Source organism: Sphingobacterium bambusae, from assembly GCF_033955345.1.
Classification (GTDB): Bacteria; Bacteroidota; Bacteroidia; order Sphingobacteriales; family Sphingobacteriaceae; genus Sphingobacterium; species Sphingobacterium bambusae.
Map to the genome: position 1 here is coordinate 2,525,643 of NZ_CP138332.1, position 25,248 is coordinate 2,550,890.

The following is a 25,248-nucleotide window of genomic DNA, read 5'->3' on the forward strand; positions in this document are numbered from 1 at the left end:
GTTTGATCTATGCCGGAAGTTTTAGCAAGCAAAACCATATTCTCGTTATTAGAGGTGTCGCGTAGCGTACAAAAAACGATTGCCGATCGGTATAAGAGCCTATATTGGATCAAGGCCGAGATGAACAAGCTTAACCATTACACCCATTCCGGCCATTGCTATCCTGAGCTTGTCGAAAAAAAAGACGGTAAGATTGTTGCAGAAATGCGATCCACACTATGGAAAGCCGATTTCCAGCGTATCAACCAGCTTTTTATTAAACAGCTGGGCGAACCCCTTCGCGAAGGCATCACGATGCTTTTTCAAGCGGCAATCAGCTACGATCCGCTTTATGGCTTCAGCTTAAAAATTGTGGATATTGATCCCACTTTTGTCTTGGGCGAGTTAGAAAAAGAGAAGCGAGATAGTATCAACAAATTGCAGGAAGAAGGGCTCTTTGACGCGAACCGCCGCCTTCGCTTTCCGATGATCGCCAAGCGCTTAGCTATTATCTCCGTGGAGACAAGTAAAGGGCTATCTGATTTTTTCAAGATCATCAAACAAAATCCTTGGGGATACCGTTTCGAGTATGCATTGTTTCCAGCCCTATTACAAGGGGATAAATCCATTCCTTCCATCATAAAACAATTGGCCGTGATTGCCGAACACATCGACGAGTTTGATGCTGTGGCGATTATCCGCGGCGGAGGAGGCGAAGTCGGACTTTCCTCTTACAACAATTACCTATTAGCGAAAGCCATTGCCCTCTTTCCACTACCTGTGCTGACGGGTATAGGCCACTCCACAAATGAGACCGTTAGTGAAATGGTGGCGTATAAAAATGCCATTACACCAAGCGAGCTTGCCGATTTCTTGATACAGAAGTTCCACCAGTTTGCTATTCCGGTGGATGAGTCGTTACGTCGTATTATCGAAGCCACCAAGAGCCGCTTTATACAAGAGCAACGCCATTTGGACGAGCTTTCCCGTTCGATTTCCTGGAGCAGTAAAGCTCGCTTGGCAAGTCAATCAAACGAACTGAAGAGTACGTCCTCCCATCTGCAGTTATTTAGCCGGCAATTGCTGCGCGAACGCGCGTCCGAACTACACAGTATCGATCGATTGCTGCGTTTGGCAGATCCCAAACAGCTGCTAAAACGCGGCTTCAGCATCACCCGCATCAATGGGCAAGCCATTACCGATGCCGCAAGCTTGGCGCCCGGAGATGAGATAGAAACCTCCTTCTTTGAGGGAACAAGCTATAGTAAAGTTTTAAAAAAGTAACATCACACAACATGACAGCAGACTACACCTATGAAGAAGCCTTCCAAGAGCTGCAACTGATCGTTTCGGATATCGAATCGGGTCAAATCAATATCGATGATCTCACGACGAAAATTCAACGTGCTGCCGCTCTGATTGCCGTTTGCAAAGCCAAACTCAGCGCCTCTGAAGTAGAGGTTGAAAAGCTGTTGGCCAAGCTGCATGCCGAACATGAAAGTGGGATAAATCCCAGTAATGAAGAAGAATAAGAAGCATTAAGCATCGCTATCAATATGCGAATGAGTACTAAGGAAGTCGTTCCAGCATCTTAATTTATAATTATCAGCTGATCGCCACAAAAGTGGCAAAACCGATTCTCAACCTCTTGAAAGCGAACGAAAATCTTAGAAATTCGTTACCTTTGCACCGTATGTCAAATAAATCGGAACAAAACGCAAAATCCTATATCCAAATAAAGGGGGCGCGGGTCAACAACCTGAAAAATATCGATGTCAACATTCCAAAAAATAAGCTGATCGTTATTACGGGCATGTCGGGTTCGGGCAAGTCATCTCTTGCTTTCGACACGCTTTATGCGGAAGGTCAACGCCGATATGTCGAGAGTTTGTCCTCTTACGCTCGGCAATTTATGGGACGTATGAACAAACCTGAGGTAGATTACATCAAAGGTATTGCTCCGGCTATTGCCATCGAGCAACGGGTGATCACTTCTAATCCGCGTTCTACAGTAGGAACCTCCACGGAGATTTATGACTACCTGAAGCTGCTTTATGCACGTATCGGCAAAACGATTTCACCGGTCTCGGGGCAAGAGGTGACAAAAGATACCGTGTCCTCTATTATCGATGAACTGATGGGCTACCCCGAGGATACCACCATCACCATCTTTGCGACTTTGTATCCTGTTAACAAGCGGAAATTAAAAGAAGAACTTTCGTTGTTGTTACAGAAAGGCTTCGTCCGAATCCTCTTTGAGGATAAAATACAAAAGATCGAAAGCATCATCGACGATAAAGAAGTCAAAAACCGCGATTTTAAGCCCGATGAGCTACAGATCGTTGTTGATCGCGTACGATTAGATAAACAAGACGATACCTATAGCCGCATTGCGGACTCGCTACAAACCGCTTTTTTTGAGGGCAAGGGAGAATGTTACATCGATATCGATGGCGTAAAAAAGCACTACTCCGATCGGTTTGAGCTGGATGGCATCACCTTCGAGGAACCAACACCTAATTTTTTCAGCTTCAATAATCCCTATGGCGCCTGTAAGCGTTGCGAAGGCTACGGCAAAGTGATTGGCATTGATGCAGACCTAGTCGTTCCAGACAAAAGTAAATCCGTGTATGATGGGGCTATTGCACCATGGCGTGGCGAGAAAATGGGCGAATGGCTGGATCGCTTGGTGCGTAACGCATTGAAATTCGATTTCCCAATCCATCGCTCCTACGGTGACCTCACGAAGGCGCAACAGGAATTGTTGTGGACCGGTAATAAATATTTTTCTGGGCTGAACCAATTTTTTGAAGAACTTGAGGCGCAGACCTATAAGATACAGTATCGCGTGATGCTTTCGCGCTACCGTGGTAAAACAGACTGTCCGGAATGTAAAGGGTCGCGTCTACGAAAAGATGCTACCTACGTCAAAGTGGCTGGAAGATCCATCACGGATATCGTTCTGCTTCCCTTGGATGAAGCATTGCAGTTTTTCACCACCCTGTCGCTTACGAAAAACGAACAAACTATCGCAAAACGCCTACTGGCAGAAATCGTAAACAGACTACAATTCTTGTGCGATGTAGGATTAAGCTACCTAACACTCAACCGACTCAGCAACAGCCTTTCTGGCGGCGAGTCGCAGCGTATAAATTTGGCGACGTCATTGGGCAGTTCTCTGGTCGGATCCATTTACGTGCTGGATGAGCCCAGCATCGGTCTCCATCCGCGCGACACCCAACGTCTAAGCGGTGTTTTAAAATCACTACGTGATGTCGGCAATACCGTAATCGTGGTCGAGCACGAGCAAGAAATGATGGAAGCAGCGGACTATTTAGTAGATATTGGTCCAGAAGCAGGCATCAACGGCGGTAACTTGGTATTTGCAGGCACCTATGACGAGATCTTGACCGACAAGCAGAGCCTAACAGGCCGCTACCTGAACGGCGAACTCCGCATCGCCACACCGGCAAAACGCCGGAAATGGAGCGATTCCATTGTGGTTAAAGGTGCTCGGGAAAACAACCTACAAGGCGTTAACGTTGCTTTTCCTTTGAATGTGTTTACGGTCGTAACCGGCGTCTCTGGCTCGGGAAAAACATCGTTAGTCAAACGTATACTTTATCCGGCCTTGCAAAAGGCCATTGGCAACTATTCCGGCGAGCAAACAGGGATATTTGATGCCCTCGAGGGCGATATAGAACGTGTCGAGCAGATTGAAATGATCGACCAAAATCCTATAGGACGCTCATCGCGTTCCAACCCGGTAACCTATGTGAAAGGCTGGGATGAGGTACGCGCCGTTTATTCGGCTCTTCCAGCGGCAAAGGCGGCAGGCCTCAAGCCGGCGGCTTTTTCGTTCAACGTGGAAGGCGGTCGCTGTGACGTTTGTCAGGGAGATGGTGAGGTGAAAATCGAGATGCAATTTATGGCCGACATCGTATTGCCCTGCGAAGCCTGCGGCGGTAAGCGGTTCAAGCAGCATGTGCTGGATGTAACCTATAAAGAAAAATCAGTTTCTGATGTGCTGGATTTAAGTGTAGATGAGGCTATTGTTTTTTTTGATGACCAACCAAAGATCTTGGCGAAGATAAAACCTTTACAAGATGTTGGCCTCGGCTACGTGAAACTTGGCCAACCGTCAAGCACACTTTCTGGAGGAGAAGCACAGCGCATTAAATTGGCCTCATTTCTGATAAAAGGAAATAACAGCAAAAAGACCTTATTTATTTTCGATGAGCCGACAACCGGGCTTCACTTTCATGATATTCAGAAGCTGATCCGAGCATTCGACGCGCTGATTGCGCTGGGCAACAGCATCTTGGTGATTGAGCACAACATGGAAATGATAAAAACAGCCGACTGGGTTATTGATATTGGTCCTGAAGGCGGAAACAAAGGCGGTAAAGTCGTATTTGAGGGAACGCCAGAAGGTTTGGCAGCATGTAACGAATCTTATACAGGGAAGTTTCTGAAAAATCACCTACTTTAGTCGCTCGTTCTTAAAACTCAACATAGTATGTGGAAATCATTCTTTACAGGCTTATTAAGCGTGGCCCTTGCCGTCCCAGGCATGGCACAGCCTGCACGTCCAAAGTTAGTGGTAGGCCTTATGGTCGACCAAATGCGATGGGACTATCTTTACCGTTTTGCTGATCGTTATGGCAATGATGGATTTAAGCGGCTATTAAACGATGGCTTTTCTTGCGAGAACACCATCATCAACTATATCCCTACCTACACGGCCATTGGCCACAGTTCGGTGTACACCGGTTCCGTGCCGTCTATTCATGGCATCGCGGGAAACGACTGGATTATCCAAGCTACTGGCGAATCTATGTATTGCACGCAAGACAACAACGTGCAGGGTGTGGGCACAACGGAAAAGGAGGGACAACAATCGCCGCGCAACCTTTTGGCCTCCACGGTAACCGACCAGCTTAAGTTGGCCACGAATTTCCAATCCAAGGTAGTGGGCGTAGCAATTAAAGATCGTGGTGGCATCCTTCCGGCAGGACATTTCGCAGATGCGGCTTACTGGTTTGAAAGCAAATCCGGCGACTGGATAACGAGCAGCTTTTATATGAAGAGCCTACCTTCATGGGTAAGCAAGTTCAACAAGCAGAAGCTGGCTGAAAAATATTTAAAACAAGATTGGAATACACTATATCCGATCGAAACCTACGCGACTAATAGCATCGCCGACAACAATCCTTACGAGGGAAAATGGGCCGGTGAGGAATCTCCGACGTTTCCACGTAAAACATCGCTCTTGATGAAGGATGCGGGCTATGAGCTGATTAAAACTACGCCACAGGGTAATACATTTACGTTGGATTTTGCGAAAGCCGCCATAGAGAACGAGCAGTTAGGGAATAACCCTAGCAAAAGTACCGATTTTCTTTGCGTCAGTCTTTCGGCAACGGATTATGTGGGGCACCGTTATTCTCTCTCGGCTGTCGAGATTGAAGATACCTACCTCCGCTTGGATCGGGACATAGCCGATTTCCTCGCTTATCTTGATAAGACCGTAGGAAAAGATAATTATACCCTTTTCCTTACAGCAGATCATGCTGCATCCTACAACCCGATGTATTATACCGACCAGAAAGGTAATGGAGGCTATCTGTTCGATCGACAGATCCGCAGAAACCTTAATGAAGCCTTATCTGCAGAATTTGGATCGGACAAACTGGTGCGTAGCTTAACAAATTATCAGGTGCACCTCAACTACCCGTTGATCGATTCGCTATCATTAGATTTGGAAAAAGTAAAAAAATCCATTATCAAAACACTGAAGAAAGAAGAAGGCATTGCATATGTCGTGGATATGGAAGGTGATCAAAACATGTTTATTCCAGCGCCGCTCCGCGAGAAAATCATTAATGGATACAACCGTAAAAACAGCGGGGCTATACAGATCATTGCTGAGCCACAGTGGTATTCCGGTTCCCCACGAGGCACGGGTACCACACATGGCGTATGGACGGCTTACGATTCACACATTCCTTTGGTATTTATGGGATGGGGAATCAAGCATGGCGTGAGCAACAAAGAAGTACATATTGTAGATATCGCACCAACAATCTCTTCGTTGCTACATATTATGGAGCCTAACGGGAATATTGGCAAACCTATCGTAGAGGTCTTGGGGCAATAGTTTCAGGAGCGAACTAATTTCCGTAACTTTGTATACAGAATTACTCGATTAAAGGAGAACATATGCTTTCTAAGAAAACAAAGTATGCCATCAAGGCGCTAATGGTTCTAGGACGAAACTATGGAAAAGAGCCGATGCAAATCGTAAAAATTGCAGAGGAAGAGCGCATTCCAAAGAAGTTTTTGGAACAAATTCTATTGGAAATGCGTAATGCTGGCATTCTCTACTCTAAGAAGGGCGCCGGTGGGGGGTATAGCCTGAACAAGGCTCCCGAAGACATCTTCCTTTCACAGGTGATGCGATTGATCGATGGACCTATCGCGTTGCTTCCCTGTGTCAGCCTTAACTTCTATCGTTCTTGCGAAGAGTGCGTAGAAGAGCATGCTTGCGGTATCCGCGACACTTTTGTCGAGGTCAGAAATGCGATGCTACAAATATTAAACGATACCAGCGTAGCGCAGCTGATCAATAAGGAAAAACAGCTGTCTTTTGATATAGACATTGAGTCATAAACGAGAAAGAGGAGCAAATTGCTCCTCTTTCTCGTTTATAGGCATTCCATTAACTTTTCGAATGCCATCCCACGTGAGGCCTTCAAAAGAATGGTGCTGTCTTTTATCGGTTGATCGAGGAGTGCTTTTCGAGCTTCCTCCGTTGTCTTATAAAATTCAGCGGCTTCGTGCTGATGTTCAGCAAAAGCCTTTCCCACAAAAATAGTACGTTGCACAGGAATGCTATTTGCCATTACGACCAATTTCTGGTGCTCGGCGAAGCTTTCTTCTCCCATCTCGAACATATCACCCAAAATAATTGCCTTCTGCGGAGCTTCAATAAAAGCAATATTATCCAAAGCGGCGGCCATGCTGCTGGCATTGGCATTGTAGTAGTCGGCAATTACCGTATTGTGCGCTGTCTTTGTTATTTGTGATCGATTATTTGTTGGGGCGTAACCACTAATTCCACGATTTATCTCGTCGTCTGTCACACCAAGAAAGGCTCCTACGGCTGCTGCTGCTAAGATATTTTCCGCATTATAGGATCCAGTTAGTTGGGTATCCACGGTATAACGTGGTCCTTCGTTTCGTTGCCATGTTATTTTTAAGAAAGGATTGGCCAATTCCAATCTGCCGACAATAGCATTTGATTGAGAAAACCCGTAGCGCACCACCTTATCGATATTTCGCTGCCGCTCCATCTCTGTCAGATGCTCGTTATCCCCCTGTATAAAGAGCACGCCAGCATGGGATTTTAGGTAATCGTAGAGCTCTCCTTTTGTTTTTTTAACTCCCTCGAAGGAGCCAAATCCTTCAAGATGTGCCTTACCCACATTAGTAATCAAGCCATGTGTAGGAGCGGCTATTTCGGAGAGGAAAGCAATTTCCCCTTGGTGGTTTGCGCCCATCTCAATGACCGCTACTTCGACACTATCGTCGATAGAGAGCAGCGACAGCGGAACACCGATATGATTATTTAAATTCCCTTTGGTGGCAAAGGTCTTATAGTGTTGGGATAAAACAGCGAACAACAGTTCCTTGGTTGTCGTTTTACCATTCGTGCCGGTGATTCCGATCACCGGAATATGTAATTGCTTGCGATGGTGACGCGCAAGATCTTGTAAGGTCTGCAGCACATCCTCCACCAAGATAAAGCGATCGTCCGTAGCATACTTTTCCTCATCGACCACCGCCAAGCTAGCCCCAGCGCCAAGGGCATCGGCGGCAAATGTATTCGCGTTGAATTTTTCACCTTTTAACGCAAAGAATATGCTCCCTTCAAGAATATTGCGTGTGTCGGTAGCAATCAATCGGTTTTTAATATAATGTTGATACAACTGCTCTATGGTCATGGTCGTTCGTTTTCAACAAAGGTAAGCATCGTCCGTCTAAAAATGAGGTTGCTTTTGCTTCAATTTACATCATCCTCATTTTAAGCAGCTACACATAAAAACACATGGGCGGCAACTGTTCACCCTGTTGCCGCCCATGGTTCTATATCGCATCTGTCGTATGTACCTTTAATTTAGCTTATACGCTTTGACGCTGTTATTGTTAAAGGTTGGGATAAAAATGGTATTAGATTGCGGGTGATATCCTAAATCTGCCGTATTCATCTTTCCGCGTACATCCAGAAGCTTATCAAAGGAACCGTCTGCTTTGACATGGTAAATCAGTCCTCCCCAACAAGTGACTAAAAACTCATCGTTACCGATGGGCTCCAGACCATCTCCGCCAAGCTCAAAGCCTTTCGCAATTATGGAACTCTTCTTATTGGCATCAATTTTCCAAAGTTCCGGTCCAACCAATGCATACAGATGTCCGTTGGAATATTTTAGTCCATTGACCGAAGGTGTATTTTCCAAGTAAACAGCTGGTCTATTGTTTCGCATTTGGTATATCTTTCCCGATCGCGTATCAGAAACGTAAACCACCCCATTATCATCAATGGTGACATCATTTAACATGACGGCTCCTGGGAATTCAATTTGGTTAACCACATTACCCGTGACTACATCAATCACCCAAACCGAGGTGACGTCGGCCACGTACAACAAATCTTTATATAGCGCTAAGCCCTTAGGGGCATCCATTTCTGTAATCCAGTCTTTTTGCTTGATTGATCCATCCAAATTAAGAATGGCGACGCCGCCTTTGCCATCCTTCGCCATGGCATCGCCGTCAATGAGCGAAACATAGAGCAAATCGTTTTTGGCCGAATAAAGCACAGACTCGGGCGTCGGAAGATCCTTGGTTTCCCAAAGTTCGGTAAGCTGCCTTTGGGCAAATGCTGTCGTGGATAGACAGGCTCCCAAGGCTAAAAAGAATAATTTTTTCATGTATATCTGTTTTTCTAAGTGATCTATTCGTATCAAGATTTGCAGTATCCACGTACCTTAATCTGCCTACAAGATATAGCTTTTTTGCAGATTATTCCATAAGTGTACCCCTTCATAGTAAACGAATATATAGCCACATTGTTTAGATATCGTCTTTTTTGATCCATTTAGGAACAGCCGTAGGTTCGTAGCGTTCCATTTTATCCAAGAGCTCCTCGATGGTATCTGCCACCAGTAGCATTGATCGATTTTCAGGCTTTAACAAACCTTCCGCCACCATATGATCGACGAAGCTGATCAGATGTTGGTAGAAATTATTGGTATTAAGCAGGCCTACAGGCTTTTTGTGTAGACCGAGCTGTGCCCAAGTAATCATCTCAAAGAGCTCTTCGAGTGTTCCAAATCCTCCGGGCAAGGCAATGACGCCCTCCGCATAGTCGTTCATAATACGCTTCCTATCGTGCATGGTATCCACGGTAATCAGCGTTGTGATGCCGGTATGCTCACGCTCTTTGGAATTCAGAAAATGCGGAATTACGCCGACCACATTTCCACCTGCCTCCAGCGCCGCATTCGCCACTGTCCCCATCAATCCTACTTTACCACCGCCATATACCAATTGAATATGACGCTCGGCCATAACGCGTCCAGCATGTGCCGCCTGCTCCCGATACACATCGCTGTGACCAAAACTCGATGCGCAATACACGACGATACTTTTTAGTTTCATACACAAGTATAAACAAAAAGCCGCAGGTTTTACTATCCTACGGCCTTATTGTCTTCTTTCAGCTTCTGTTATTGCACAGGCTACAGCGCTCTATTTTTTTCTTCGGAATCTGTTGAAGTGCGTTTGGTCTGCTGTTTAAGGTTTCCAAACTTATAGGTATAGGTCAATCGGATCACCCGGTTATCATTATACTGGCTGAATTGGCTGTCGAATTCCGCAAAACTGGTAGAAACGTTATTTTTCTGCGTGCGGAAAATGTCAGTTGCTGCCAATTTCAAGGAGCTTCGTTGATCCTTAAAGTTATAGTTTACACCTACATCAGTTCCCCATCGTGTATGGATCTTGTACACATTGTATAAGAAGGGGCTGTTGTAATTAACCGATAGTTCGGCCCCAAATCCTTTCCCTAACTTGAAATTGTTGGTGCTTCTGCCTTGGAAAAAGAAAGAGCCTTGATTCACCACAGAATCAGCTATCGCTCCTTTAAAATGCATGTAGATTCCTGTCAAGTTATTGTTCATCGTCCAAAATTTGCCAATCTGTGCTGGTGCATTAATATTCAAGTAAGAGGTCATACTACGCTCAAGATTCACCTGTTGAATCCACGATTCACCAGTTTCTGCATTTTGCCCTAAGCTTTCCACCATGGCGTCGTTTGTAATATCAGTTCCCAGCGTAAAGTTGAACATCTTCATCAGTGTATAGTTCAGCGTAAAGCCATCCGTATACTGGGGTCTGAGATATGGATTCCCCAACATGAAGGTAAATTTATCTATATAATAGGGCATGGGGTTTAAGAACCGATAGTTTGGTCTTGAAATCTTCCTCGCGTAGCTCAGCGAGAGGATATTATTTTCATTAAAGGAATACGAACTACCTAAGGAAGGAAACAGATCGAGGTAGCTCCGTTTATTGATCGTATCCGTTGTTATTGAATGCGCATTGGATTGGGTATGCTCTGCACGAAGCCCCAATTTGATGCTTGCCTTCCCAAATTCGCGACTATAATCTAGATAACCGGCAGCAATCTGCTCGGTGTAGACAAAGTGGTTTTGCCTCCGTGGAAACCGCTGCCATGTTTCGTCAACAAATTCTTCGAACGCAAGGTTATTATCCGATTTTACTCGGCTGTATTTTAGCCCGGATTCGAATTTCCCCTTTCCAATATTTTTAACAAAATCCAACTTACCCACGTAGATGTTTATATTAACGGGCATAGCGGTACGCCAATATTCCGGATCGCGTACCAATACGCCATTCGGAAAAAAAGTCTGATAATCATAAGCTATATCCGATCGGTTACGGAATGCTGTCCAGTCGAGATCCAAGGTTAATTTACCACCGAGGGTATCGACCTTCAGTTCGTTGTTAAAGTTTATCGAATAGCGATTAAATGGCGTCTTACTATCGGTAATTGTATTCAACACCGAATCTACCGATCCTACTTGTGGCCCTATTTGGGTATGGCTTCGATTGACAGACTGCTCATCATCATTATCCCCAGAAAACTGCAATAACATCGTATTTCTCTCCGAGGTACGTTGTTCAATCCCGACTTTATAATTATGTGTTTTATTGGTTTCTACCAAGCTCGCCTCTTGATCAAATACCCTTGTCAACTCCTCGGAAGAGATGGTACGCATCAGATCCAAATCAAACTGACGTTTATTACGGGTAAAGCCATAGTTCGCGAAAAGGGTGGTGTTATTCTTCTTGTAGTTTAACGTCAAGGAAGAGTTCCCGCGAAAATGTTGGCCTTGTGCCGCACTGGCTAGCACTGTTCCGTTAAAACCTTCTAACCGGTTCTTTTTTAACGTGATGTTGATTGTCCCGACAGAACCTTCAGCATCATCCTTTGCGCTTCGACCCGTCGTTACCTCAATACTTTTTATTTGATCACCGTTCATGGATTTCAAAAAGGTAGCAAGCTGTTCGCCGCTCATAAAGGTCTGCCGCCCATCGATGGTCACGTTCACCCCTTGCTGCCCCATGAGCTGCAGGTTTTCATCTTTATCCACGCTAACACCTGGCGCGCGTTGCAACACTTCCAAAGCATTGTTGCCCGCCGCTAACGTCGAGTTCTCCACGTTTAGAATAAGTTTTCCATCCCGTTGTTGCACCAAAGGTACCCGTCCTTCGACGGCGACGGCATCTATGGTGTGCGCTTGAGCGATCAATTGTATATCATCCATGACGCGTGTATTGTCATCTGTTTGGAACACGGCTGACTTGAATTCCTGAAAACCCACGGATGTAGCTTGCAGCACAAACTCGCCTTTCGGCACGTTGTTAATTTGGTAGCTCCCTTGCTCGTCCGTAATGCCTGTTTTTATGACGGCGCCCGCCTTTGCCGTGAGCAGATAAATCGAGACATTCGCCAACGGTAGTTTTTCGGGCGAAACAACCTTTCCTTTTAAGGTTCCTTTCGGCAGTTGCTGTGCCTGAAGGGAGAGCGCGGCGCACAAGAAAAGGTTAATCAGTAACATTAAGTAAGTATAGTTTTTTTTCATAAGTCGATCAATACCTTGCTTAGCTGCCTGTTGCACGTACAGCTAAGCAAGGTGGTAAGTAATGGAATAGTTCGTTTGAAGCCAGCTCTATTTGTCCGCTTTCTTCTCTTTTATTTTCACGCTTTTGTCTTTCACTTCAATCGTAACATTAGAACCATCGATGGTGATAATGGAATCTTTCTTACTGTCGGTCACATCTGAAGACGATTCCATTTGCACATCTGCAATTTCCTCATCGCTATCGTCGTCATCATCATCGTCATCTTTGGGTGCTTCCTGTGCACAAACCAACCCTGTTGGGGACATAGTCCATTCGGTATATTTCTGATGATCCTGATCAGCATAGTTATTTAGACACTCCCAATAGGATACGCCACGAAGCTTATTGCCCATCTCGCGATCCAGTATCACTTTTGCTCCACGGGGCAAGTACACCGTTACCCCGACATATTGGTCTCTATCCAATGCATTCTTCCGCAATAGGAAATGGCTCGGGAACAAGGTGGTTTCTCCGTCTTGCACCGCTTCATATACAATATTTTTGGCCCGTTCAGCCGCCAACTGGTAAGTTTTTCCTTTGGCCGAATAGTTATATTGTATATAGGGCTGTGCCAATGAATCAATACTTTCAAAAGTAATACCGATATCATCGTGCAAGTAGTTTCGTAAATCTTGCCCATCGATCTGAATATTAAATTTCGATCGTAAAGAGTCTTTTTCGCTAGCATCCAAAATCCGTATGTCCTTTTCGGTAAAATGATACACTTTTCGCGCTGTTATATTGCGTTGCACATTGATCGTACTTTGCTCGCGAAAGTCTTGTGCAGCATACACACAATAGTAAATGACGCCAACGATAGATACGATCCATGCGGCGAACATTGTCAGTGACAAATAATTATTAATTTTATCTGTTTTAAAGAGTACTCTTACCAACCAGAGAAAAAGCGCTAAAAACGGGATGGTCATGGCCATAAAACCGAAAGACAAGGCTATTACCGCATCGTCGGTCGATAAGACGGCGAGTGGCGGAAACAAGATCGGGTTTTCAAGACCAAAGAGGTTCATCATGTTGAAGACATAGAAGATAAAAAGACCTAAAATATTCAATCCCGTAAAGATCAACATCAGCCATGCAATCATCTTCCCGATAATGCCCAAACATCCGCCCAAGGCGTTTCCTGCCGTGCGCGCACCACGACTAATATGCTCTCCAGCTCCGGCAAATTCGGAAGAGAACGTTTTTACTTCTTCATCAAAGGATTTTTTAAAGTTCTGCAAATTGGGCACTTCGCCGCGCATAGACATCTTATCGGCACGCGTTTCTGCTACGGGCATCACCATCCAAAGAATGATGTACACCAAGAATCCAGATCCGCCAATCAACACAAAAAGCACCAACAGCACACGTAGCCAACGTGGTTCCATACCAAAGTAATGAGCCAAACCGCTACACACACCACCCAATACCTTGTCGTCCGGATCGCGCATAAGCTTACGCCCCGTTTGACGAGGATCTTTATGAAGCGGTGGTTGCTCGTCATTTTGCCCTTCACCAGCCTCTTCGCTCTGCTCAAAGTCACTTACACGTCCCATACGCGTAATAACCTGCTGCACATCTTCCAAGTTGATGACCTCCTTACGTCCCGTTTGGATACGTTCGTTGAACATTTCGGCAATTCGGTTTTCGATATCTTCTAAAATTTCCTTGCTCTCAGCACTATTACCAAAATGCTTCTTGATATCGATCATATAGGATCGGAGCATCTCGTACGCATCTTCCTCGATGTGAAAAACGATGCTGTTTATGTTTATGATGATTGTCTTATTCATGACCTTGTTTAATAGTTAAGATTAGTATTGTGGTTAATTTCTGCCTTGCAATGACGTTTCCACGGCAAACAAAAGCTCTTTCCAAGTAACATCCAGTTTGGTCAGCACAGCGCGACCTTCGCTCGTGATTTCGTAATATTTCCGCGGAGGACCTGATGTGGACTCTTGCCAATTATAACTCAACAGCCCATTATTTTTCAACCTCGTCAAGAGCGGGTACAATGTTCCTTCGACGACCAGCAACTGTGCCCTTTTAAGTTCCCCGATAATATCTGATGCATAGATCTCCCCTCGGGAAATTATAGAAAGGATACAGTATTCCAGTATCCCCTTCCGCATTTGGGTTTGTGTATTTTCCGCTATCATAACAATACAAAGATATATGCTTTATATTGTACTATGCAATACATAGTACTATAAAAAACAGAAATTTACCATAACATGCTAAAAATCAACTATTAAATTTTATAATCTTTTAAAGAAAAAATGTAAAACGATGGTTTTCAATGAATTTTCATCGTGAATATTTGAAAGTTGCATAATAAACACGACTTTTATAGGTAATGCTGAGATTCTTATACAACTACTCCTTATCCATCATTTGGGGAATATTAATGTTGCTCTTGATGGGGCTTCCTTCAGATGACCTGCCCAACACCAACTATTTTGAGGGTTTTGACAAGCTGGCGCATTGCGGCTTTTTTTTCGTTTTTACCGTACTACTGCTGCGAGGGTTTATCTTGCAGTGGAAAGGTAGAGGCTCGAAAATAAAAACATTCATCGTCGTCCTGTTTGTTACCAGTTTCTTGGCCTTCGGAACGGAAGCTATTCAGCTGTATTTTTCTTTTGGGCGCATGGCGGATTGGTGGGATATTTTTGCAGATTACATGGGCATTGGCATGGCCTTGATGGCATATCTGCTGCTGCACCAAAGAAAGCAAGGTTATTAAGCCTATGAAGAAAAGATTTATTTTTTTTATCGCACTTTTCGTACTCTTAGGCTTAACAAGCTTACAATCCTGTGCTGTTTTCAAGAAAGACTGCGGTTGTCCTTCTGCTTTGGGCGGCAAGCAGCGCTAGCCAATGCTATGCTATGGCGAGCACCGCGATGCAGACGCGACAGCCTTGTTCAGCGAGGGCACGCGCGGCTGAAGCAATGGTTGCAGCGGTGGTGAGCACATCATCTACCAAAAGAATGTTTTTACCGGCCAACGCTTGCGCATCTAAGCACGCGAACACATGTTCTACATTTTCATAACGATCCATTCTGCTCATGGTGGTCTGACTGGGGCTATTTACCAATCGAACCAAACGCGTCGTATCTATATCCAGCTTCAGTACTTCTGCAAGCCCCTGCGCGATATACTCGCTTTGGTTGTACCCACGAGCTTTCTTTTTTTTATGATGGAGAGGTACCGGCACAATAAGATCCAATTGACGAAAAAAAGGAGATATCAGCAGTTGTTGCCCAAACTGTCGGCCTAGATAGATCCCTATGTCAAAAGCTTTTCCATACTTTAACTTGTGGATCATGGTCTGTACTAGGGAGGATTTTGAGAAGGACAAAAAGGCTGCTCCCATTTCGATAGGCGCTTTAAACTGTAAACGTCGCATTACTTCATTGTCCAAGAAAAGATAGTGGTCGTTGATAGGCAAGTGATACTGGCAGTAGCTGCACAACAGTTCTTCCTGATTTAGCAGTACATTCTCGCAGGATGCGCATAGCGGAGGAAACAAGATAGCGATGAAGCTATCCCAGTAGCGTTTGACTTGCATAGGCCCAACATTGGTATATGCAAATGTACTTTATTTTTTAATTCGCTACCAAATCGCTATCTTTTTCTTTGATAGCCAATTGTCCACAGGCCGCATCAATATCTTTGCCTCGGCTACGACGAACATTCGTAATCACCCCTTGACCACGCAGGTAGTCTGCAAATTGATCGATCTTATCTGCTTCTGCATTGACGAAGTCGGCAAGTGCAATAGGATTGTATTCGATGATATTGACCTTGCAGGGAACATGCTTACAGAATTTGGCCAATTCTTTAGCATCCTGCAACTCGTCGTTAAAGTTATGAAAAACAATATATTCGAAGGTTACCGGATTCTTGGTCTTAGCATAATAATATTTAAGCGCTTCGGCCAATGCCTGCAATGAGTTTTGTTCATTGATCGGCATAATCTCATTCCGCTTTTGGTCATTTGCAGCATGTAGCGAAAGTGCCAAATTGAATCGCACTTCATCGTCGCCCAGCTTCTTGATCATCTTCGCAATTCCTGCCGTAGACACCGTTATTCGCTTAGCCGCCATATTTAATCCATCGGGCGCGGTGATCCGCTCCACAGATTTCATCATGCCGCTATAGTTCAAGAGCGGCTCGCCCATGCCCATGTAAACGATATTGGTTAAAGGCTGTTGATACTTTTCTTCGGCTTGCTTAGCAATCAATACCACTTGATCGTAGATCTCGTCGGCCTGAAGATTCCGCTTTCGATCCATATAGCCTGTGGCACAGAACTTACAGGTTAGGCTACATCCAACCTGCGAACTCACACATGCTGTCATACGATCCGGTGTAGGGATCAACACGCCCTCGATCACGTTGCCGTCATAGAGGGTGAAGCTACTCTTTATGGTTTTGTCGGCACTGATTTGTGATTGCCTAACGTTTACCGCGCGAATCACGAAGTTGGCTTTCAAAGTCTCCCGTAAAGGTTTGCTGAGGTTACTCATTTGATCAAAGTCGGTACATGATTTCACCCACAACCACTCATAAATTTGTTTGGCACGAAACCCTTGCTCACCCATTGCGGTGAGCTTGTCTTTCAAATCCGACAAACTTAAACTTCTGATATCGATCAATTTACTCTGCTTTTCCACGATGCAAAGATAGGCAAAAAATAATGAAGGCCATATGTGCTTTAGGTAGTCCTTTTGTAATAAAGTGACAAATTGAGATTGAATTACGGCTTCCCCAAACTGGCGGAAGCCGTAATACGTTATTTTTTTCTTCTTTTATAGCTTCGCCAAGCGAACAGAACCACCGTTGCCAACAGGATAAAGGGCCATAAACGTAGCACAAAAAGAAATACCTCTCCGATGAACAACCAACCGTCTGCGAAAGCCTCTTTCAACTGTATCCAAAAATTTTGACTACCAATCGGCAGATTCGCTTGGTATTCAAACAGCTGAATACTCAAACTGCTGTAAGCAATCTGATCTTTCAGGCTACGCATAACAGACTCCTGGCTATCGATTTCTTCTTGCAATTGGCGAATTTGTTCTTGGATTTCCAGCAGATCCTTGACGCTTTTTGCTTGGCTCACCATCTGCTGGTAACGTTCTAGATAGGCTCTTTTGCTTTTCAATCTAGATTCCGAGTCAAAATATTGCAGCGAGACATCCTCACTCCGCAATGATCGCTCGGTAAGCTTATCGCCACCCTTTTCGATATCCTTTAGGAATTGGTCAAGATGTGTTGCTGGAATACGCGCAATCAAGGAATAATTGCTGTAGCTGCCAGAGCTTGACAAGGTCTCTTGTTCGTAGTAACCGCCATAACGCTTTAACAAGGCATCCATGGCCTGCTTACTTTTGCCGATCGCTTTCGATTCCACCGCGATATTGCCACTGCGTATAATCTTCTTGTTTTGGGAAGTTGTTGTGGTTAAAGGCGACTTGGGGTCGACAGCAGCTTGCACATTGGCTAACGCATGCATTTCTGCCTGCGGAGCGGGTTCTTCCATCACGTCCAACGAGATAGCTTGCTCTTCTACCGCCTTAGCGGTAGTCGCAACCTCTGCTTTGTTACAGCCTGCGAAGAGGCTAAAAGCAAGAAATAGAGAAAAACAATATCCTTTCATAACATCTGTTTTTTGTTAGGTAGGATGCATTGTTTTCCTCTATTCCATAAATGGTCTCAAATTTTATTCTGCCTTTTTCAACGCTTCTTTGACTTTCGGAATGATTTGCGTGCCATACAGCTCAATGGACTTCATCATATCTGTATGGTCTGGGCTACCCACATCCATGTGTGCAGAAAACCGCGTCAGGCCGAACATTTCGATGGTATGTAGGATCTGTTCAACAGCCTGATTAACATCTCCAACGATAAGATGTCCGTGAATAGAACGTCCGAAATCGTATTGCGAACGCTGATAGGGGGGCCAACCACGGGAAGCGCCGATGCGATTCATCTGCCCTGCATAGATGGGATAATATTTATCAGCTACAGTCTTTGCGTTTTCGCCGAAAAATGCGTGCATATGTACCCCGACCTGAAAATCTTTCATATCATGGCCATTGTCTACCCAAGCTTGCTGGTACATTTCAAAGAGCGGCTTAAAGTTCTCTGGTGCACCACCAATGATGGCAAACATCACGGGCAATCCGAGACGAGCGGCACGAATAACCGAGGAGGTTGTTCCACCAACAGCCACCCAAATCGGCAACGAGTTGTTGACTGGACGTGGAAAAATCTGTTGGTTAATTAACGGTTTTCTAAACTTTCCTGACCATGTAATGGTATCTTGCTTATTCAAGCGCGTCAAAAGCTCCAATTTTTCGTCGAACAGATCGGCATAGTCCTTCAAGTCGTAGCCGAACAGTGGGAACGATTCAATGAAAGAACCACGGCCGGCCATCAATTCCGCCCGACCATTTGACAAGAGGTCAACGGTTGCGAAATCCTGAAAAAGCTTTACCGGATCTGCAGAGCTTAATACGGACACCGCGCTGCCCAACTTGATATTTTTGGTGATTGTTGCCGCTGCCGCGAGAATTATTTCTGGTGAAGCTACCGCGTAGTCTTCCCGGTGGTGTTCACCGATTCCGAAGAAATCGACGCCGACTTCATCCATCAATTTTACTTCTGCGACGATCTGCTGCATCCGTTCTGCAGCGGGTTGTATCTTTCCTGTTGTGGGATCGATTTGTACGTCCCCGAACATGCCTATTCCTAATTCAATCATGTTTTTCTTCCTTTCTTATACAAAAGTAAGTTCATTTTATGTGGGGCACATTGACCTACATCAAGAAATACCTATCCGTGGATATACTCTTTGGTGCCGTAACTCTGAATCAATTCCCCTTCGAAGGTCAACCATTCCTGCCATCGCTTGTCGACGTCTACATCCACCGAATATTTACGGGCGAAGTTGAGGAAAGTTGTATAATGGTTGGCTTCAGAGACCATCAAGTCGTGGTAAAAAGTCGCTAGGGCTTCATCTTTAATATTTTTGGAGAGCACCCGAAAACGTTCGCAGCTACGTGCCTCGATCATGGCAGCAAACAGCAGTCTGTCGATAAAAGCTTGGTTGCGGGAACCATCCTTCTTCGCGAATTTAAGTAAGCGTCCCACATAGTCGTCTTTACGTTCTCGGCCTAGGCTGTACCCCCTTTCCTTGATGATGTCAATCACCATCTGGAAATGTTGCATCTCCTCAATGGCGATAGCAGTGAGCTCGTGCACCAAGTCTTCATATTCTGGATTCTGCGTAATCAGCATGATGGCGTTGGAAGCCGCCTTTTGCTCACACCAAGCGTGGTCGGTCAATATTTCGTGGAGATTTGACTCTGCAATGTTTGCCCAGCGGGGATCTGTCAATAATTTTAAACCTAGCATATCAGTCGCGTATCATTTGGATCAAAGATACGAAAAATAAGCCTGTGCCATTTATTCATCGGCACAGGCTGTTTAGATTTTCTAGCCAAAAAAAGCTTCCGTATCAAAGCCATAGCTTTTGAGTACGTCGGCAGGCACACCATTCCACACACCCGGTCGATTTCCGGCGTAGCCAATGTCTTTGACGCCTATTTCGCTGGTAAAAAAGCCCGATGACGTCAGATTGCGCATCAATGAAAAGAAAGCCACACCTTGTTGCATTTCAGGCTTTGCCGTTTCCGGATACGCGATTTCGTCGATCAACGTGATCTGTTGTTCATTTTTGCATTTGATAAAGGCATTGCCAAAGCGCTTTTGGCATTGTACGTCGAGCCATTTCAGTCCGCCACGCATCGGAATTTTATTATCCGGCAGGTCTTTCACCATAAATTCGATAAAATCGGGCACGCCCGCTTCCGAAGCACTCCCCGAAGTTTCATCCTTCGGAATGATAATATCGGCAAGCACGGCTATCGTCGCCATCTCGTGATCGGTAAAAAATTTCTCTGCTTGGAGTTGCTTATTCCGTTCGTGCTCGAAATCCTGCACGCCCGGCAGCTTGTCCGCATCAGCTCCCGCTGCAACTTCCGTAGTTTTTTCTTGCTGGCAAGAACTGGCAGCCAATACGCCAGAACCCGCTGCTATAAGGCCCAGTGCCTTTAATGATTCTCTTCTGTTCATGATGTAGGGTTAGCCGTTTAACTTTTTCTTTTCTTCCAAGATATATTCTGCCGTACGCATGGATAGCGCTAAGATTGTCCATGTAAGGTTTTTATCACCTTGTTGCACAAATGGCCCTGCATCGACGACATATAGGTTTTTACAGTCGTGCGCTTGCCCCCATTTGTTGAGCACGGAAGATTTCGGATCGTTGCCCATACGTGTAGTACCGCCTTCGTGGATAATTTTACCAGGGGCTTCCAACCCGTACAAGGTATCGGCACCGGGAATATCGGAGGTGATGATCGCGCCCATTTCGTGCATGATCGATTGGAAGGTTTCTTGCATGTGTTTGGCTTGTGCCACTTCTTCATTCGCCCATTTATAATTGAATCGCAGTACAGGGATACCAAATTTATCTACACGCGAAGGGTCGATCTCGCAGTAATTATCTTTTCTTGCCAAAGCCGTTCCACGGCCGGCCATGCCGACGTTCGCGCCATAAAAGCGGCGATAGTCCTCTTTCAGGTCCTTACCATATCCGCCAGAGGCTTTCTTCTCGCCATTTTTTCCAGCAATCTTTCCATTGACACTCGGTACCCAATTGGTGAAACCGTAAGAAGGCATCCGCAGACCGCCACCATATTCAATATGGTATCCGCGTGGGAATGTAAGTTTGGAGTTGTCTTCCCACCATGGCGAGTAAATATGCACGCTACCAACACCGTCTTCGTTATAGCGTTTACGATCGAGCAACTGCGGAAGAAATCCAGAGAGACTTGCGCCGGTAGAATCGTGCAAATATCGACCTACAAGTCCACTGCTATTGCCCACACCTCCCGGATGTGCTTTGGATTTAGAATTGAGCATGATACGTGCACTTTCACACGCGCTAGCACCTAAAATTACCGTTTTGCCCTTTACAGCATATTCTTGCATATCTGTTGTGCTCACGTAGGAAACACCGATAGCAACTCCTTCATCGTTGGTCAATACTTCGCGCACCATAGCATTATCGATCACCTTAAGATTTCCGGTTTTCATAGCAGGCATCACCAAGCAGGAAGATGAAGAAAAATCGCCATACACCTTACAAGAACGACCACATTGACCACAATAAAAGCAGGTGCCACGACCTTTGATTTCTGGAGAAGCCTCCGTCAACACCGATCCACGGCCCGGTATGACCGGCACGCCCGCCTTTTTAGCGCCCTTAGCAATAAAAAGTTCATTTAAGCGCGGTTTTGGTGGTTTCATAAAAATCCCATCGGGTTCATTCCTAATCCCCTCCACTGTTCCATAGATTCCAATCATGCGATCCACGCGATCGTAAAAAGGTTTCACTTCGTCATAGGTTATTGGCCAAGCTTCGGTTTCGCCATCTGTAGGCTGGAAATCGTCGGGTCCCATGCGCAAGGATATGCGGCCCCAGTGGTTTGTTCGACCACCAAGCATGCGCGCGCGGAACCATTCAAATTCTGTTCCGGCAACAGTCGTATATGGCTCTCCCTCCAACTGCCAACCACCAAAGGCAGCATCAAAGTCACCAAATGGACGTGTGGTCGAGGCTCCTCTACGCGGCGATTCCCAAGGCCAGCGCAATTGCAACGCATCCTTTGCGGGATCAAAGAACGGTCCTGCTTCCAACATCAATACCTTAAGCCCCGCGTGGGCCAAGATATAGCCTGCCATGCCGCCGCCCGCACCCGAGCCTACCACAATGGCATCATACACTTCTGCATTTTCTTTTATTTGATAATCGGTCATAATCTCTTCTCAATGATTAAACGATAACGGTTTAAATGGCGCGTAATAGTTGACACTAATACCATTTAGCTGGCTAAATATAGAAAAAACATTTTAAGCATCAGGTATTTGAACGCGTATCTTTTTTGATACCCTTAGGAAATATGCGCTGTTTTTCATCTAACTAATCAGGTTTAAAAAAACGAGATCAGGGAACAACTACATGAAGAAACTACGGGATTGAAGTCCGAAACGCACAGCTTATTTCTGTTTTTCGAGTTTATTTTTGGTCTCGATCCACAAGGACATATATTTACTGCTGTTCAGCTGTTGGCTATGCAAAATTTCGCCTATAAAATTAGCTTGCCTGTGGCTAAACAAGTTTTCCTTCGTTGTTGCTAGGCATTCGAAAAAGCGAGGTAAGAACTTCGATCGATCATAATTGACGCGAAGTAATTCGCCACCCATCATTTGTGCCTGTTGCCAAAGCGCTTCATCGCGATATAGCAGTGCAGCCTTTTCGACAAAATCGTCCCTATCATCGGTGATAAATCCATTCCAGCGATTGTCCTGCGTCATCGACTCGGCCGCCACTGTGCTACTTACCGTTGGCGTCCCCGTTTGCATGGCATCCACAATTTTACCTTTGGCGCCTGCCCCAAAAGCAATGGGCGCTAGCAGCACGCGGTACCTTTCCATTGTCTGCCTTGCATCTGCCGCACGATCTTTAACCAAAAAACGATCTTTAGGTTGATGCAACTGATACACCTTTTCACTGGCGTAAGCGCCGTAGATATGCATTTCTGCCTCCGGAACCTTTTGCTTCAGCAGAGGCCAAACCTCCTTTTTCAATATTTGCACGGTATGCCAATTCGGCTCGTGCAGGAAATTGCCGATGAAAATAAAGTCTTTACGCGTTGTAAAAGAGGGCCAACCTTCGTTCTTCAGCCCAGCAAATACGTGTTCTAGAAATGGCAAATAAAAGAGCAATGCCTTCGGGATATTGAATTTTTCCTGTAAAAGGATCATTTCCTCTTTGGAGATAATCAAGGAAAGGTCGCTACGGAGGATGGATGCTATTTCTCGCTTGGCCGTATTATTATAAAGGTCTACAGCAAGTTTTCTTTTCGTTGCCTCCTGTCGTGCCGCACGCAAGAAATGCAAATCTTCGGTGTCAAGAACGGTCAATGCCTGTGGTGCAAATTGGCGCACACGCCATCCATATTGCTCTTCAATCATAAACCGATCAAAAACCACCACATCGGGCTTAAGGTCGGCAATAAAGACATCGAAGTTACTGTCATTCAGCCTAATTTCCACCTCCTCGATATCCATCTCGTGCAAAGGATGGCTATACGTGGTCTTGCCCGCTGCCGACGCAAACAGCAACCTATGCCCCGCTTCGGAAAAAAGCTCCAGCAGCTGCACGATACGTGTGCCCGCCGCCGATGATTTCGGTTCGGGCCACACCAAGCCAATAAACAATATCGTTTGCATGAAGCGAATATACGTATTTGACGTGGCTGGGACAACGGGGGCGATGTTCCCATTCTTTTTGCAAAAAATAGGGTGCACTAGCGTACACCCTATCCCATTATTTAAGTTGTATATAAAATTATCTTCTTCTGAAAACGATAGTTGTACGTATACTCCCTTCCGTATTGACGAGAGTCAAGCGAGTCACCGTTTGTATAATGCTTTCTTGAACTTCGTAGGTTCTGCCATCAAAAACCATTCTTTTGTTCGTTTCCAAGTTGTAGGGAAAAGATCGGGTTTGTCCTGCTCCGGCAAATACATAAGCAAAATTATCCGACTTAAACTCTAGATTCTCGCCTTCGCCTACCAGTGTTTCGCTCACATCGGCCTGCCCAGATACGCTAACGGTTCGCACCACATCAAACCATTTGTTTGCGCGAATAATATTTAGCGCTGTATCGCGCTCGATATTGTCTACCGTTTCCTCGCTACAAGAAAGTAACGCGAAAGAAACTAGTCCAAAAATCAAAAACATCCAACTTCTGGATAACGACATAAATCCTCTCATAAATCTATATTTAATTGTCTATGTATCGCTAACCAAGTATAGTGCCAAAATTTATTTTACCCTAACAATAGCCTTCCCGACTATTTTTAAAAAAAATGCCAAAAATTTTTGAATTACGATATTTTCGTATATCTTTGATTCGTTCAGACTTAACGATATGAAAGCTAAAACAAGTATTAAACTAACCCTGATAGGCCTCCTACTAACAGCCAGCGCGAGCGCGCAAGAGTCACAAAAAGCCATTGCCAAGGTGCATTACATCTTCACCCATGTGAACGACAGCACCCAACGCGAGAAGTTTCTACGAGACGAGGTCGTCACCTACCTCGGCTCAGCAGGCAGCTATTACACGAGCTATTCCAAAACAAGAGCAAGCGAAGATGTAGAGAAACAAATGAAAGATCCTGCATTTGACGGAAACCTCACCATCACGCGAAACACATCAGCAATACCAGAGTCATATTTGTTCGAGGGAGAGAAACTCTCGGAAATTGTTACCGTTGCTGGAGACAACTTTGTGCTAGAGGAAGAGTCTCCCGCGCTCGATTGGAGCATCGGTGAGGAAACCAAAACAATTGGTGGCTATAATTGTCAACAAGCAACAGCAACTTTCAAGGGTCGAGCGTACAACGCGTGGTTTACGAGCGAGCTCCCATTTTCTGCAGGCCCTTGGAAACTTCGTGGCTTGCCGGGGCTAATATTGGAAGTCAGCGATGCAAAAAAAGAAGTCCAATGGACGTATTCCGGTTTTGACAAACTAGAGAACAGCGCGATAGCCATTGCAGCCCCAGAAAATGCAAAGCAAACAAACCGAAAGGAAATTAATAAATTACAAGAAGCCTTTAAAGCAAACCCACAGGCCTACATGGAGGCGAAAGGTAGGATCATCACTTCGGGTGTTCCTGCTTCTTCTGCGGGGGGCAGCGCTAGGGCTACCATTTCGGTGCAAGGAACGAATGCTGCTGGAGGCGGAGGCTCGGCGCCAGCCATGGATGCCAGCCGCATCAAGTCCGTCAATATCAAGAACGCAGACAACTACTCGCCATCACGAACTACAAATAATCCAATCGAATTAATTCCATAGACT

General features: G+C 45.2%; 22 protein-coding genes. 7 read left to right on the forward strand and 15 right to left on the reverse strand.

What is annotated here, in order from left to right:
* Positions 1-9: 9 nt before the first annotated feature.
* The 5 genes from xseA (at position 10) to SCB77_RS10530 (ending at position 6,651) form a co-directional block, all read left to right on the forward strand.
* Positions 10-1,263 carry an exodeoxyribonuclease VII large subunit gene (xseA, locus tag SCB77_RS10510; RefSeq protein WP_320186391.1) on the forward strand — a complete coding sequence of 418 codons (1,254 nt, stop codon included), beginning with the start codon at positions 10-12 and terminating at the stop codon, positions 1,261-1,263.
* Positions 1,264-1,274: 11 nt separating this feature from the next.
* The gene (gene xseB, locus SCB77_RS10515; RefSeq protein ID WP_320186392.1) at positions 1,275-1,511 is read left to right on the forward strand and encodes an exodeoxyribonuclease VII small subunit; all 237 of its coding nucleotides are present in this window, start codon (positions 1,275-1,277) and stop codon (positions 1,509-1,511) included.
* A gap of 161 nt (positions 1,512-1,672) precedes the next feature.
* A complete protein-coding gene (gene uvrA / locus SCB77_RS10520) occupies positions 1,673-4,471 on the forward strand; it encodes an excinuclease ABC subunit UvrA (protein ID WP_320186393.1) in 2,799 nt (932 codons plus the stop codon).
* Positions 4,472-4,498: 27 nt separating this feature from the next.
* On the forward strand, positions 4,499-6,139 hold the full coding sequence (gene pafA, locus SCB77_RS10525; RefSeq protein WP_320186394.1) for an alkaline phosphatase PafA: 1,641 nt from the start codon (positions 4,499-4,501) through the stop codon (positions 6,137-6,139).
* 62 nt (positions 6,140-6,201) lie between these two features.
* Complete coding sequence (locus SCB77_RS10530) at positions 6,202-6,651, forward strand: RrF2 family transcriptional regulator (protein ID WP_320186395.1); 450 nt, start codon at positions 6,202-6,204, stop codon at positions 6,649-6,651.
* Positions 6,652-6,686: 35 nt separating this feature from the next.
* On the opposite strand, the gene SCB77_RS10535 is transcribed toward SCB77_RS10530, so the two are convergent.
* The 6 genes from SCB77_RS10535 to SCB77_RS10560 form a co-directional block, all read right to left on the reverse strand.
* Positions 6,687-7,985: a UDP-N-acetylmuramoyl-tripeptide--D-alanyl-D-alanine ligase gene (locus SCB77_RS10535; protein ID WP_320186396.1), complete on the reverse strand. Its 1,299-nt coding sequence runs from the start codon at positions 7,983-7,985 to the stop codon at positions 6,687-6,689.
* A 168-nt stretch (positions 7,986-8,153) separates the two neighbouring features.
* Complete coding sequence (locus SCB77_RS10540; RefSeq protein WP_320186397.1) at positions 8,154-8,972, reverse strand: SMP-30/gluconolactonase/LRE family protein; 819 nt, start codon at positions 8,970-8,972, stop codon at positions 8,154-8,156.
* A 142-nt stretch (positions 8,973-9,114) separates the two neighbouring features.
* Positions 9,115-9,702: an LOG family protein gene (locus tag SCB77_RS10545; RefSeq protein ID WP_320186398.1), complete on the reverse strand. Its 588-nt coding sequence runs from the start codon at positions 9,700-9,702 to the stop codon at positions 9,115-9,117.
* An 80-nt stretch (positions 9,703-9,782) separates the two neighbouring features.
* Complete coding sequence (locus SCB77_RS10550) at positions 9,783-12,188, reverse strand: TonB-dependent receptor (RefSeq protein ID WP_320186399.1); 2,406 nt, start codon at positions 12,186-12,188, stop codon at positions 9,783-9,785.
* A gap of 111 nt (positions 12,189-12,299) precedes the next feature.
* Positions 12,300-14,045, reverse strand: a complete 1,746-nt coding sequence (locus SCB77_RS10555; RefSeq protein WP_320186400.1) for a PspC domain-containing protein — start codon at positions 14,043-14,045, stop codon at positions 12,300-12,302.
* Between the two features lie 33 nt (positions 14,046-14,078).
* A complete protein-coding gene (locus tag SCB77_RS10560; protein WP_320186401.1) occupies positions 14,079-14,411 on the reverse strand; it encodes a PadR family transcriptional regulator in 333 nt (110 codons plus the stop codon).
* Positions 14,412-14,608: 197 nt separating this feature from the next.
* On the opposite strand from SCB77_RS10560, the gene SCB77_RS10565 reads away from it, so the two are divergent.
* On the forward strand, positions 14,609-14,995 hold the full coding sequence (locus tag SCB77_RS10565; protein WP_320186402.1) for a VanZ family protein: 387 nt from the start codon (positions 14,609-14,611) through the stop codon (positions 14,993-14,995).
* Between the two features lie 136 nt (positions 14,996-15,131).
* Here SCB77_RS10565 and SCB77_RS10570 read toward each other — a convergent pair whose 3' ends face one another.
* From SCB77_RS10570 to SCB77_RS10610, 9 genes are all read right to left on the reverse strand, one after another.
* Positions 15,132-15,821: a ComF family protein gene (locus tag SCB77_RS10570; protein WP_320186403.1), complete on the reverse strand. Its 690-nt coding sequence runs from the start codon at positions 15,819-15,821 to the stop codon at positions 15,132-15,134.
* A gap of 37 nt (positions 15,822-15,858) precedes the next feature.
* A complete protein-coding gene (rlmN, locus tag SCB77_RS10575; RefSeq protein WP_320186404.1) occupies positions 15,859-16,929 on the reverse strand; it encodes a 23S rRNA (adenine(2503)-C(2))-methyltransferase RlmN in 1,071 nt (356 codons plus the stop codon).
* Positions 16,930-17,048: 119 nt separating this feature from the next.
* A complete protein-coding gene (locus SCB77_RS10580) occupies positions 17,049-17,912 on the reverse strand; it encodes a DUF4349 domain-containing protein (protein ID WP_320186405.1) in 864 nt (287 codons plus the stop codon).
* Between the two features lie 63 nt (positions 17,913-17,975).
* A complete protein-coding gene (locus SCB77_RS10585) occupies positions 17,976-19,019 on the reverse strand; it encodes an LLM class flavin-dependent oxidoreductase (RefSeq protein WP_320186406.1) in 1,044 nt (347 codons plus the stop codon).
* A 71-nt stretch (positions 19,020-19,090) separates the two neighbouring features.
* On the reverse strand, positions 19,091-19,672 hold the full coding sequence (miaE, locus tag SCB77_RS10590) for a tRNA-(ms[2]io[6]A)-hydroxylase (RefSeq protein WP_320186407.1): 582 nt from the start codon (positions 19,670-19,672) through the stop codon (positions 19,091-19,093).
* 81 nt (positions 19,673-19,753) lie between these two features.
* Positions 19,754-20,392, reverse strand: a complete 639-nt coding sequence (locus tag SCB77_RS10595) for a gluconate 2-dehydrogenase subunit 3 family protein (protein ID WP_320186408.1) — start codon at positions 20,390-20,392, stop codon at positions 19,754-19,756.
* Positions 20,393-20,401: 9 nt separating this feature from the next.
* A complete protein-coding gene (locus tag SCB77_RS10600; protein ID WP_320186409.1) occupies positions 20,402-22,138 on the reverse strand; it encodes a GMC family oxidoreductase in 1,737 nt (578 codons plus the stop codon).
* 240 nt (positions 22,139-22,378) lie between these two features.
* Complete coding sequence (locus tag SCB77_RS10605) at positions 22,379-23,614, reverse strand: glycosyltransferase (protein WP_320186410.1); 1,236 nt, start codon at positions 23,612-23,614, stop codon at positions 22,379-22,381.
* Positions 23,615-23,732: 118 nt separating this feature from the next.
* Positions 23,733-24,161 carry a hypothetical protein gene (locus tag SCB77_RS10610; RefSeq protein WP_320186411.1) on the reverse strand — a complete coding sequence of 143 codons (429 nt, stop codon included), beginning with the start codon at positions 24,159-24,161 and terminating at the stop codon, positions 23,733-23,735.
* 157 nt (positions 24,162-24,318) lie between these two features.
* Here SCB77_RS10610 and SCB77_RS10615 point away from each other — a divergent pair, with 157 nt between their 5' ends.
* Entirely contained in the window at positions 24,319-25,245 is a 927-nt protein-coding gene (locus SCB77_RS10615) for a GLPGLI family protein (protein ID WP_320186412.1), read from the forward strand.
* The last annotated feature ends 3 nt before the right edge of the window (positions 25,246-25,248 follow it).